Annotated in this window: 13 protein-coding genes; 6 read left to right on the forward strand and 7 right to left on the reverse strand. The window is 33.7% G+C overall.

The features are described from left to right. Positions 1-2 precede the first annotated feature (2 nt). Genes coaE through ACFIO5_RS00730 form a run of 4 tightly spaced genes read right to left on the reverse strand, consistent with a single transcriptional unit; the run spans position 3 to position 2,884 of the window. Complete coding sequence (coaE, locus tag ACFIO5_RS00715; RefSeq protein ID WP_375639474.1) at positions 3-590, reverse strand: dephospho-CoA kinase; 588 nt, start codon at positions 588-590, stop codon at positions 3-5. After that, positions 587-1,459, reverse strand: a complete 873-nt coding sequence (locus tag ACFIO5_RS00720) for a shikimate dehydrogenase (protein WP_375639472.1) — start codon at positions 1,457-1,459, stop codon at positions 587-589. Before ACFIO5_RS00720 ends, coaE begins: the two co-directional genes overlap by 4 nt. Further along, on the reverse strand, positions 1,452-2,048 hold the full coding sequence (locus ACFIO5_RS00725) for a Maf family nucleotide pyrophosphatase (RefSeq protein ID WP_375639471.1): 597 nt from the start codon (positions 2,046-2,048) through the stop codon (positions 1,452-1,454). The genes ACFIO5_RS00720 and ACFIO5_RS00725 overlap by 8 nt, the downstream gene beginning before the upstream one ends. Further along, positions 2,045-2,884: a pyruvate, water dikinase regulatory protein gene (locus ACFIO5_RS00730; RefSeq protein WP_375633959.1), complete on the reverse strand. Its 840-nt coding sequence runs from the start codon at positions 2,882-2,884 to the stop codon at positions 2,045-2,047. Before ACFIO5_RS00730 ends, ACFIO5_RS00725 begins: the two co-directional genes overlap by 4 nt. 552 nt (positions 2,885-3,436) lie before the next feature. Between ACFIO5_RS00730 and rho the strand changes: the two genes are divergently transcribed. The 6 genes from rho to ACFIO5_RS00760 all read left to right on the forward strand — a co-directional run bounded on the left by rho (position 3,437) and on the right by ACFIO5_RS00760 (position 10,405). Further along, positions 3,437-4,702 (forward strand): transcription termination factor Rho, encoded by a 1,266-nt coding sequence (gene rho / locus ACFIO5_RS00735; RefSeq protein WP_015857121.1) that lies wholly within the window; start codon positions 3,437-3,439, stop codon positions 4,700-4,702. A gap of 31 nt (positions 4,703-4,733) precedes the next feature. Continuing rightward, positions 4,734-6,041: a tRNA uridine-5-carboxymethylaminomethyl(34) synthesis GTPase MnmE gene (gene mnmE / locus ACFIO5_RS00740; RefSeq protein WP_375639469.1), complete on the forward strand. Its 1,308-nt coding sequence runs from the start codon at positions 4,734-4,736 to the stop codon at positions 6,039-6,041. Between the two features lie 106 nt (positions 6,042-6,147). Further along, a complete protein-coding gene (mnmG, locus tag ACFIO5_RS00745; RefSeq protein WP_375633640.1) occupies positions 6,148-8,016 on the forward strand; it encodes a tRNA uridine-5-carboxymethylaminomethyl(34) synthesis enzyme MnmG in 1,869 nt (622 codons plus the stop codon). Further along, the gene (gene rsmG / locus ACFIO5_RS00750; protein WP_375633639.1) at positions 8,016-8,663 is read left to right on the forward strand and encodes a 16S rRNA (guanine(527)-N(7))-methyltransferase RsmG; all 648 of its coding nucleotides are present in this window, start codon (positions 8,016-8,018) and stop codon (positions 8,661-8,663) included. Before mnmG ends, rsmG begins: the two co-directional genes overlap by 1 nt. A 6-nt stretch (positions 8,664-8,669) precedes the next feature. Then, a complete protein-coding gene (locus ACFIO5_RS00755) occupies positions 8,670-9,467 on the forward strand; it encodes a ParA family protein (RefSeq protein ID WP_273790170.1) in 798 nt (265 codons plus the stop codon). Between the two features lie 41 nt (positions 9,468-9,508). Then, the gene (locus tag ACFIO5_RS00760) at positions 9,509-10,405 is read left to right on the forward strand and encodes a ParB/RepB/Spo0J family partition protein (RefSeq protein ID WP_375612765.1); all 897 of its coding nucleotides are present in this window, start codon (positions 9,509-9,511) and stop codon (positions 10,403-10,405) included. Between the two features lie 21 nt (positions 10,406-10,426). Here ACFIO5_RS00760 and ACFIO5_RS00765 read toward each other — a convergent pair whose 3' ends face one another. From ACFIO5_RS00765 to gloB, 3 genes are all read right to left on the reverse strand, one after another. Beyond that, the gene (locus ACFIO5_RS00765; RefSeq protein WP_375705047.1) at positions 10,427-10,855 is read right to left on the reverse strand and encodes a hypothetical protein; all 429 of its coding nucleotides are present in this window, start codon (positions 10,853-10,855) and stop codon (positions 10,427-10,429) included. Between the two features lie 194 nt (positions 10,856-11,049). Then, complete coding sequence (locus ACFIO5_RS00770) at positions 11,050-11,547, reverse strand: hypothetical protein (protein WP_375633637.1); 498 nt, start codon at positions 11,545-11,547, stop codon at positions 11,050-11,052. Between the two features lie 2 nt (positions 11,548-11,549). Further along, positions 11,550-12,311, reverse strand: coding sequence for a hydroxyacylglutathione hydrolase (gene gloB / locus ACFIO5_RS00775; protein WP_375705048.1), 762 nt, complete (start codon positions 12,309-12,311; stop codon positions 11,550-11,552). Between the last annotated feature and the right edge of the window lie 26 nt (positions 12,312-12,337).

The following is a 12,337-nucleotide window of genomic DNA, read 5'->3' on the forward strand; positions in this document are numbered from 1 at the left end:
TTTTAATTCTTTAGCAATTTTTTTATCACATCAAAAACCTGTTGACGGGTATTTTCTAAATCTTTCCCTGTATCAATAATAAAATCAGCACGTTCTCGTTTTTTTTCATCTGGCATTTGTTGAGCATTGATAAAGGCAAATTTTTTCTCATTCATACCTTGGCGAATCATGACACGTTCTTTTTGTATTTCTGGTGGAGCAGAAACAACAATAACGCTATCCAAACGACTTTCACCATTTTTTTCAAACAAAAGTGGAATATCAAGAATAACTAATTTTTTCCCTTGTTCACGCGCTATATCAATAAATTCCCTTTCTTTTTCTTGTACCAAAGGATGAATTATTTTTTCTAATTTTTGTAATTTTTCTTTATCATCAATCAAAATTTCAGAAAGTTTCAAACGATTAACTTCACCGTTTTCAACAACACCAGGAAAAATACGCTCTATGAATGACAAAGCTGGCTCACTTTTATAAAGCTGTTTTACTGCTTCATCAGCACTAAAAACAGAAATACCCGCTTGCTTGAAAAAATCAGCAACTGTTGATTTTCCCATAGCAATTGATCCCGTTAATCCTACGATCTTCATTCTCTTTTTTCACTCATATCATCTAAAATAGCTGTCCGTAACGCTTTTGTCACCTGTGGTCTTATTCCAAACCACTGTTCAAACCCTATAACAGCCTGATGTAGAAGCATCCCAAGCCCATCAACCGTCTTGAGATCACAAGCCTTTGCCTGTTGTAAAAAAGGAGTTATCAATGGTGTATAAATAATATCTGTTACTAACGCCGTTTTTTTTGCTTTATGAAAATCGCAAAAAAAAGAATCACTTTTTTCTTCTGGAATTTTTATGCCAATAGATGTTGTATTAACAATCAAATCAACTTGATGAAGTATTTCATGGATTTTATACCAATCGTAAACTTTAATGATTTTTCCAAAATGCTGAGCTAAATTATCAGCACGTTGTTTTGTACGGTTAATTAAATAAATCTGTTCAAATCCGCGTTTTTTTAAGGCATATATGATAGCGCGAGCGGCACCACCTGCTCCAAAAACAAGAGCTGTTTCCCCTCCCCAATCAGATGCAAAATCATCAAGATTAGCGCTAAAACCATAGGCATCGCTATTCGTGGCACAAAGCTTATCTCCTTCATACCAAAGTGTATTAACAGCACCAATCATTGTTGCTCTCTCATCTTTATAATCTGCTAAACGAAAAGCTTCCTGTTTATAAGGTAAAGTAACATTTCCTCCACAAAAGCCTATTTTTTGTAAAGACGCAATAAAATGACTGAACTCTTCAGATGTTACTTCTTGTGCAAGATATTCTCCTTGTAAACCATATTGTTTAAGCCAAAAATTGTGAATTTTTGGCGATTTTGAATGATGAATTGGAGAACCAACAACAAAAGCACGCGGATAATTTGTTTTTTTTATTGTTAAGTCAACCATTAATAATTCCTAAGTGGCGCAGTTTTATGAGTAGAGGCAGCAAAGGTAAACCAACAATGGTAAAAAAATCTCCTTCAATTTTTTCAAAGAGATGAATTCCTTCTCCTTCAATTTGATATACTCCCACGCTGTTTAAAACATCTTTTCCTACGCGTGCTAAATAACGTTCAATAAATTCTGATGAGAGTAAACGGACGGACATATGTGCACTAAAAGCTTCAACCCAAATTTTTTGACCATTTTTAAATAAAGCTACCGCACTATGAAGAGAATGGGCTTTTCCTGATAACTTACATAAACGTTGATGTGCTTCTTTAATATTTGTTGCTTTGTGAAAAACTTGACCTTCCAAATCAAGAACTTGATCACAACCAATAACGAAAGCATCAGGAAAACGATCTGAAACATTTTTTGCTTTTGCACTCGCAAGAAAACAGCTGAGTTCTTTAGGTTTTTTTTCTTTTGCTTTTTTTTCTACTTCTCTTTCATCAAAAGAAGCTCCTTCAATGGAAAAATTTAAGCCTGCTTTTTTTAATAATTTTGCACGATAAAAACTAAGAGATGCTAATATTAAAGTATCTGCGTTCATGAGAATTTTCTCTCATTTCCTTCACGAAATCGTGATAACAGTTCAAATATTGCAGCAGCAGTTTCTTCAATAGAACGTCTTGTGACATCAATAATAGGCCAACCAAAACGTTCGCAAATGCGTTTTGCATAGATTAATTCTTCAGCTATGTTGATACGATTTGTATAATTATCAAGAGCAAAACTTTCTCCCAAATCTCGATTTTGGCGGATATGTGAGATTCTTTCAGCTGAAGCAATTAAACCAATAATTAAAGAATTTTTTGCCTCTAAAAGGGATTCTGGCAAATCAATATTAGGAATAAGAGGAATATTAGCCGTTTTTATTCCGCGATTTGCTAAATAGATACTTGTTGGCGTTTTAGAGGTTCTTGAAATTCCCACAAGGATCACATCTGCTTCGGATAAGCTACTGGAAGACTGCCCATCGTCATGCTCTATTGTAAAATCCAGTGCCTCAATACGGCGAAAATAATCTGCATTAAGATCATGTTGTGCGCTCGCACGTAAATGTGTTGGCATTCCAAGGTAAGACTGAAAAGCATTTAAAACAGGATGCAATATATCAATACAGGGAACTTTCATTTCTTTACACCTTTTTTGAAGGAGAAGTTTAAATTCTTCATCAATCATTGTGTAAAGAACAATACCTGGCTCTTGTTGTATTTCATTAAGAGCTTTCTGTAACTGTATTCTATTACGAATCATAGGATAGATATGCTCTGTTGCCTGAATCATTGCATATTGCGATGCTACAGCTCTTCCAACAGAAATTAATGTTTCTCCTGTTGCATCAGAAAGCATGTGTAAATGAAAGAATTTTTTTTCTTTTGTCACAAAAATTTTAACTCCTTGTTAAGACATGTGTATATATCCTCACCGTTTTTTATAAAACTAAAATTTATGAAAAATTCTCCTTTTTTATGCACAAATTAAATGCTTGTGATAATTTAATCCCTCTTATAAAAAAAGAGGGGATAATATCTTTAAGATAGTGATATTTTTATTCTTTTTTCAGTTCCTTTTGTGGATAAAATTGAGGATAAATAATAATCCACACTAAACACAGTTATAAATAAGAATAATCCTTTCTTTAATATAAATTTATTAATATAAATTTCTGTAAAAAATACTTTTGAATAGCATTTCATTAATGCTATAATTCTAAATCACATTTTTGTTATTAAAATAATTAAATACTATTTGGATTTTATATTTTTTCAAGTTTTTCATATAATTACTTAATATTACAGGAACAAATTTCATATAAATGGTACTTGCAGATTAAAAAAATTGAGTGTAGGATATTTTTTCTTAATAATATTTCACTCATAAATTTCCATAAATTATTTAGAACAATCTTCTCCTTAATTACAAAGAGCATATTTCATGCAAAAAATGAAACTACAAGAACTTAAAAGCAAAAATCCCGTTGAGCTTGTTTCTTTTGCTGAAACATTAGAAGTTGAAAATGCCTCCCTTATGCGCAAACAAGAATTAATGTTTGCTATCTTGAAAAAACTTGCTCTACAAGACGTTGAAATTATAGGAGAAGGTGTTGTTGAAGTTTTACAAGACGGATTTGGATTTTTGAGATCTGCTGATGCTAATTATCTTCCTGGTCCTGATGATATTTATCTTTCACCTGCACAAATACAGTCGTTTTCTTTAAAAACAGGCGATACAATTGAAGGACCCATACGCAGTCCAAAAGAGGGAGAACGTTATTTTGCTCTCCTTAAAATTAATACAATTAATTTCGAAAAACCTGAAAAGATTCGTTATAAAATCCACTTTGATAATCTTACTCCTCTTTATTCAAATGAACGTTTCCAAATGGAAATACAAGATCCTACAGAGAAAGATATGTCATCACGCGTGATTGATTTGATATCTCCATTGGGAAAAGGACAAAGAGGGTTAATTGTAGCTCCTCCTCGAACGGGAAAAACAGTTTTACTTCAAAATATTGCTCATTCTATTACCACTAATCATCCTGAATGCTATCTCATTGTTCTTTTAATAGATGAACGACCAGAAGAAGTTACTGATATGCAGCGTTCAGTAAAAGGAGAAGTGGTTTCTTCTACTTTTGATGAACCAGCAATACGTCACGTACAAGTGGCAGAAATGGTCATTGAAAAAGCCAAACGTCTTGTTGAATATGGGCGTGATGTTGTTATTCTTCTCGATTCTATTACACGTCTTGGACGTGCATATAATACAGTTGTTCCTTCTTCGGGTAAAGTTTTAACAGGTGGTGTGGATGCAAATGCCCTCCAGCGTCCAAAACGTTTTTTTGGTGCAGCACGTAATATTGAAGAAGGCGGATCTTTAACTATTATTGCAACGGCTTTGATTGATACAGGAAGTCGTATGGATGAGGTTATTTTTGAAGAATTTAAAGGAACAGGTAATTCGGAAATTGTTCTTGATCGAAAAGTTGCTGATAAACGTATTTTCCCTGCTATGGATATTTTAAAGTCAGGAACGCGTAAAGAAGAACTTCTGGTAGAACGACAAGATTTACACAAAATTTTTGTTCTTCGTCGTATTTTAGCATCTATGAATGTAACAGATGCAATTGAATTTTTGATTGATAAATTAAAGCAAACAAAAAATAATAGTGAATTTTTTGATTCAATGAATACGTAGAGTTATTAAAGTTTTTATTAGGATAAAACCTGTGGATACAATCTTTGCTGTTTCGAGTGGATTGTTACCTTCAGGGGTTGCAGTCATTCGGCTTTCTGGTCCTCATGTTGTGGATATAGTTAAAACGCTTTGTGGTCGTTTACCTAAAGCACGTTTTATGCATTATGGAAATCTTACTGCTCGTGATGGTAGTTTTTTAGATTCTGGTTTAACTGTTTTTTTTCCTTCTCCTCATAGTTTTACGGGGGAAGATTGTGCAGAATTCCATTTACATGGAGGAAAAGCAGTAGTTAATCGTTTTCTCGATGAATTGTCGACATTTTCTGGATGCCGTATTGCAGAGGCAGGTGAATTTTCACGTCGTGCTTTTATGGAAGGAAAATTAGATCTTGTTCAAGCAGAAGGTCTTGCTGATTTAATAGAAGCAGAAACGGAAAGCCAACGGCGTTTAGCTGTTATGGGTACAAGTGGACATTTAACGACGCTTTATCGTGATTGGCGTCATAAGCTTATGAAGGCGCGTGCTTTTATTGAGGCAGAACTTGATTTTGTTGATGAAGCAGATATTCCCAACGCAATATCTGATAAAGTTTGGAAAGATGTTGAGGATCTTTGTACTTCTATTCGGGAATATATTACTGAAGGAGAACGTGCGAGTATTTTACGTGATGGATTAAAAATTGTTATTGCTGGTGCTCCAAATTCTGGAAAATCAAGCATTATGAATCGTCTTTCAGGAAGATCTGTTGCTATTGTAACGGAAGAAGCAGGAACAACCCGTGATGCTTTAGAAATGAGAATTATTCTTGGTGGTTTACCTATTTTTTTAACAGATACTGCTGGTTTTAGAAAAACAGAAAATAAAATAGAACAGATGGGAATAGAAGTTGCTAAACAGCATGTTATGGAAGCTGATTTGGTTATTTTGGTTTATGATATAGGAAATCCTACGCAAGTTGATTTACCAGAAACATCGGCTGAAATATGGTGTGTTGGCAATAAGCTTGATCTTTATGAAAAAAGTGATCAGCGTTGGTCTATACAATTTTCCGCATTAACTGGTTTAAATTTTGATTATTTTATAAAAGAACTTGAATCATTTTGTCATTATCGTGCTTCTGAAATTGGAAATATTGTTCCAGCACGTAAAAGGCAACTTCAATTATTAAAGCAGGCTGTTAAAGAGATTGAATTTTCTCTTAATTATCATTCTCTTGATCTCAGTTTACGTGCAGAACATCTCCGTTGTGCAAGTGATTTTCTTGGGAAAATTACAGGAGATATTGATGTTGAAGATTTGCTTGATATTATTTTTTCAGAATTTTGTGTTGGTAAATAATGATTCACGTGAAACATTGATTATTTCATAGACAGATTATAAAGATTATGTAATTTATATCCTGTTTCACGTGAAACCTTATAATATTTTCTACGGAATGAATTAAATGCAATCATATGATGTTGTTATTGTTGGTGGTGGTCATGCTGGCTGTGAAGCGTCTTCAGCTTCAGCACGTGTAGGAGCCAAAACAGCGCTTGTTACACATAAAATATCAGCACTGGGAACAATGTCGTGTAATCCTGCTATTGGTGGACTTGGAAAAGGGCATCTAGTTCGTGAAATAGATGCGTTAGATGGTCTTATGGGAAGAGCAGCAGATGCTGCTGGAATTCAGTTTAGACTACTTAATAGACGTAAAGGACCGGCAGTAAGAGGACCACGGACACAGGCAGATAGACAACTTTATAAAAAAGCAATTCAAAAATTATTAAAAGAACAAGAAAATCTTACTCTTATTGAGGATGAAGTTATTGATCTGGTTGTTAAAGATAATTGTGTATCAGGTGTTATTTTAAAAAAACAAGGAACAATTTTTTCTGGTGCTGTTGTTTTAACAACAGGTACATTTTTAAATGGCTTTATTCATATTGGTAATAAAACATGGGCTGCTGGTCGTATGGGAGATCAGTCAAGTGTAAAACTTGCTGAACATTTGAAAAAATATCATATAAAACTTGGACGATTAAAAACAGGAACCCCTGCTCGTTTGAGTAAAAAAACAATTGCTTGGGAAGCTCTCAAAAAACAACAAGCAGATGAAAATCCCATACCCTTTTCTCTTTTAACAGAGAAAATTGAACAACCACAAATTGAATGTGCAATAACACGTACAAATGAGAAAACACATCAAATTATTCGCGAGAATATTTATCGCTCTGCTTTATATTCTGGAAATATTGAAGGGTTAGGACCACGTTATTGTCCTTCTGTTGAAGATAAAATTGTGAAATTTGGAGAACGTGATGGACATCAGATCTTTCTGGAACCAGAAGGATTAAATGATGATACTGTTTATCCAAATGGTCTTTCTACTTCTCTTCCTGAAGATGTACAAATTTCTCTATTGAAAACCATTGAAGGATTGGAAAATTCTATAGTTTTGCAACCTGGTTATGCTATTGAATATGATTTTGTTAATCCACAACAATTAACGAGAAACTTAGAATTACGTTCTTTACCGGGTTTGTTCTTAGCAGGCCAAATTAATGGTACAACAGGATATGAGGAAGCAGCAGCACAAGGACTTTTAGCTGGATTAAATGCTGCACGTAAAGTAGGTAAATTAGATGAAATACTTATAAGTCGTTCTACTGCTTATATTGGTGTTATGATTGATGATTTGGTTTCACGTGGTGTTTGTGAACCTTATAGGATGTTTACATCACGTGCTGAATTTCGTTTATCTTTACGATCTGATAATGCTGATACGCGTTTAACACCTTTGGCACAAAAATGGGGTATTGTGAGTAAAATACGTTGGGAATGTTATCAGAAAAAACAACAACGGCTTGATCAAGCACGATCAATATGTCAAAATCTTTTTTTAACACCCAATGAAGCTTCTGCTCATGGATTACATGTTAATCATGATGGAATTCGGCGTTCGGCTTATGATTTTCTTGCTTATCCTCATATGACCTTAGAGCGTCTTTCAAATTTTTGGCCACAATTACAAACAATTGATTCTAAAACAGCAGAATCTTTAGAAATTGAAGCACAATATGCGGTTTATTTAGATAAACAAGCACAAGATATTGCCTCTCTTCAGAGAGATGAGCGTTTAGAAATTCCTTCTTCTCTTGATGTTCAGGCAATTTCAGGTCTTTCAAATGAACTTAAATCAAAAATTCAAGAAGTGTCGCCGCGTTCAATTGCTGATGCACAAAAAATTGATGGCATGACACCCGCCGCGTTATCACTTATTATTACACATATTCAACGTCAACGACGTGAAAAGGCTAAAACAGCTTAATGAATTTTTCTACAGAAAAAAAATATCAACAATTATTAAATATTGTTCCTTCTGTTTCACGTGAAACGATGGAAAATTTAATTCAGTTTGAGTCTTTAATACTTCAGTGGAATGCACATATTAATTTGATATCTGCTACAACTATACCAGATCTATGGACACGACATATTCTAGATTCAGCACAAATTTTTCCTTTGTATGCTCATTCTTTACATTGGTGTGATTTAGGATCAGGAGGAGGTTTTCCTGCAATTGTGATTGCTATCTTTTTGAAAGAAAAAAAAACAGCACATATTAATCTTGTTGAAAGTAATGGGAAAAAAGTTGCTTTTTTGCGAACAGTTATTGCTCAACTTAATCTTCCAGCAACGGTTTATCACGCTAGAATTGAAGATATATATCAAAAAATTCCCATATCTGATATTATAACGGCACGGGGATTAGCGCCGCTTGATACTCTTTTACAACTCATTTTTCCTTTATTAACAGAAAAAACAATAGCTCTTTTGCAAAAAGGTCGGGATTACGCTACAGAAATAAAAAATGCCTCTGCCAATTGGCACTTTGATCTGTTAAAACATAAAAGTAAAGTTGATGAAAATTCTGTTATTTTGGAAATTTCTCATATTCGATCATATAGAGGGTAGAGCAAAATGAGCGAAACACGAATTATCGCTATTGCAAACCAAAAGGGTGGAGTCGGAAAAACAACCACAGCAATTAATCTTGCTACAGCTTTAGCGGCTATTGGTGAAAATGTCCTTATTATGGATGTTGATCCACAAGGTAATGCTAGTACAGGTTTAGGGATTGATCGTAATAGCCGTCCTTTATCTTCTTATGATGTTTTGGTTTCGGGCGTTTCAATTACACAGGCGGCTTTAAAAACAGCCGTACCCAATCTTTATATAGTTCCCTCTACACTTGATCTCTTAGGTGTGGAAATGGAAATTTCTTCATCAAAAGATCGCATACAACGCTTACGTAAAGCTCTCTATGATGATCCGGAAATGGAAAAAAAATTCAATTATATTTTAATTGATTGTCCTCCCTCCCTTAATCTTTTAACACTTAATGCTATGGGGGCTGCGGATTCTGTTTTAGTGCCTATGCAGTGTGAATTTTTAGCACTTGAAGGTTTAAGTCAATTACTTGAAACAGTAAAACAAGTGCGATCCGTACTTAATCCATCTTTAGAGATCCAAGGTATTGTTCTAACAATGTATGATGGACGTAATAACCTTTCAAATCAAGTTGTTGAAGATGTACGTTCTTTTATGGGAGATAAAGTTTATCGTACTGTTATTCCACGAAATGTAAGAGTATCAGAAGCGCCTTCTTTTGGCAAACCTGTATTGCTTTATGATCTTAAATGTGCTGGGAGCCAAGCTTATTTGCGTCTAGCATCAGAAATGATTCAACGTGAAAAACAAGCACGTGCTGCTGCTTAAAAATGTAAAATTTTTTGTAAGAAAACTCAAAGAGCAAAATTATGAACGATGATCTATCAAAAAAAAGACTAGGACGTGGATTAGCGGCATTGATTGGAGATATCAATTTAAACAACAATATTGCACGTTCATCAAGCTTTGATAAATTAAATGAATCCGGTAGTCTTTCTGAGCGATTTATTTCTATTGAATCTATTTCATGTAATCCTCACAATCCTCGGCGTCATTTTACTGAAACAGAGCTTGATAATTTGACACAATCAATTCGTCAACACGGTGTGGTTCAACCGGTTATTGTGAGGCCTTTAAGAGATCATCCTCATCGGTTTGAATTGATTGCGGGTGAACGGCGCTGGCGTGCAGCACAACGTGCAAATTTAAGTCAATTACCCGTTATTATTCGTGATGTGGACGATAAAACGGCTTTGGAATTGGCAATTATTGAAAATGTTCAACGTGCAGATCTTAATCCTATCGAAGAAGCAAAGGGATATGAGATGCTTCTAAATGAACATGATTATACGCAAGTAGATTTAGCGCAAGTTATAGGAAAAAGTCGTAGTCATGTTGCAAATACGCTTCGTTTGTTAAAACTTCCAGAAAAAGTACAACAATTCTTAACTGATGGACAACTTTCTGCAGGTCATGCACGTTGTCTTATAACCGTTGATGATCCACAAAATTTAGCTGAGAAAATTATTCGTGAAGGGCTTTCAGTACGTCAAACAGAAATACTTGCATATGAGCAAGCTAATCCTAAAACTAAAAAGCGTACCAATACGGAGAAAGATGCTGAAACAAAATCTTTAGAAAAATTACTTGCAGATGTGATAGGAATGAAAGTTATTATTCGACATGGTAAAAAAGGTGGAGATTTAAAAATACATTACTCTTCATTAGAACAATTAGATGAAATTTGTCGGCGTTTACAAAGTTAATCAATTGTTCTAAAAAGTTTTTTAACAGTTATCTTTTAAAATTTTTATTATTCTATACATATGCTCTTTAGCAAATTCTATATTGCTTGGAGGTAAAAAGTTTTTTTCATAAGTAGAATTTCCTTCATCAGTAAGTACATACAATGTCGCTTGAAGTGCTAGGTGAGCAATAACAAACTCTTTCGGTGTTATATTATTTTCTTTTAAAATATTCACAAGTTTTGGATTATTAGAAATATAGGCAGCGTATTTTTCAATATTATCATTATAATTATTGAAATCACTTTTTTTATTTGTTTGTTCTGGTTCTGAAGATAAATTTTTACATTCTATTTTTATTTTTTCCAGCTTTAAAAGAAGATCTTCCGTTAAGGGATAATTTGCAATGAAAGGCGGTATAAAAGAAAGATCATCTATTTCTTGTTTTTTTTTCTTGAGCGTATGATGCAAAAGGAAAAATGAAGAAAAAGCACAATAGAAGTTTAAACATGACTAAAAATTATCCTTTCTTTTTTGAATTTCAATAAATATTTTTTCGTCTGTTATTCTTTATTTTTATAAAAACATTTGTTAAATATAATCGAAATAAACCCAATTATTAGGAATGATAAAAACACGGTGATTTTTTAATGTGTCATAGCTGATTAGTTGCTCAAAATGAGTTTTTCACAGTTATCTAAAAGAATTGTCGCTTTAAAAAAATGTTTTTTAACAAATTCAAGATTGTTTAGAAATATAGTATTTTTCTCAGTAGAATATTCCTTTTCAGGTACAAATATGAGAAGCGTTGATATTTCTTTAAGAGCTAAGGTTCCTGAAGCAAAATCTTTCGGTGTTATATTATTTTCTTTTAAAATATTTACAAGTTTTGGTTTACTAGAAATATAGGTAGTGTAATTTTCAATACTAGATTGGATACTAGAATCATAAGTTATAAGATTATTTTTTGTTTCTGGAAGTAAGTTTTTACATTCTTTTTCAATTTTTTCCAGCTTTAAAAGAAAATCTTCCGTTAAGGGATAATTTGCAATGAGAGATGATATAAGAGAAGAATTATCTGTTTCCTTTTCCTCTGCCATTGTTTGTTGAATATGTATCACGAAAAGAAAAAGCAGGAACAAACGTAATACGAACTTACGCATAGTTAAAAATTATCCTTTCTTCTTCGAATTTCAGCAAAGACTTCTTCATCTGTTTCCTCTTCCATTACAAGGTTTCTTCGCAACACACTATCATCCCAGCGGAGAAAGGGATTGGTGGCTTTTTCTTGCCCTAAGGTTACTGGTAAAGTCATAGCGTTTTTTGCACGTAGCAAAAAAACTTCTTCTATTCTTTGGTGGAGTTTTTTATTATGTGGGTCAATTGTTAGTGCGAAAAGAGCGTTATTTTTTGTATATTCATGTCCACAATAAAGAAGTGTTTCATCAGGAAGTTTACGAAGTTTTTTTAAAGAATTCAGCATTTGTGTTGGTGTTCCTTCGAAAAGACGTCCACAGCCCAATGAAAAAAGTGTATCTCCAGCAAAGAGTAAATTCTTTTCAGGAAAATAGTAAGATAATGCGCCTAGAGTATGACCAGGTGTTGAAAGAGCTAAAAGAAGATGTGAGCCAAAAGAAAAACTTTCATCAGGTTGAAGTGTTTTATCAAGATGATTGATCTTTTCTTTTTCTGCTTCTGGTCCGATAACCATAGCGTTGTAAACTTGTTTTAATTCTGATAGGGCTTCTACATGGTCGTGATGATGATGAGTTACAAAAATAGTGTTAAGTGTCCAATTGTGGCGCTTTAAGGCATTGTGAATCGCTTTGCCTTCAGGAGCATCTATTGCAGCTGTCATACCACTTTTTTCATCATGAAGGAGTACACCGAAATTGTCTTCTCGACAAATAAACTGTTCAATCAACATATTTTTTCTCCCGAACAGTGTTTGGC

The organism is Bartonella sp. AA86SXKL, assembly GCF_042196885.1.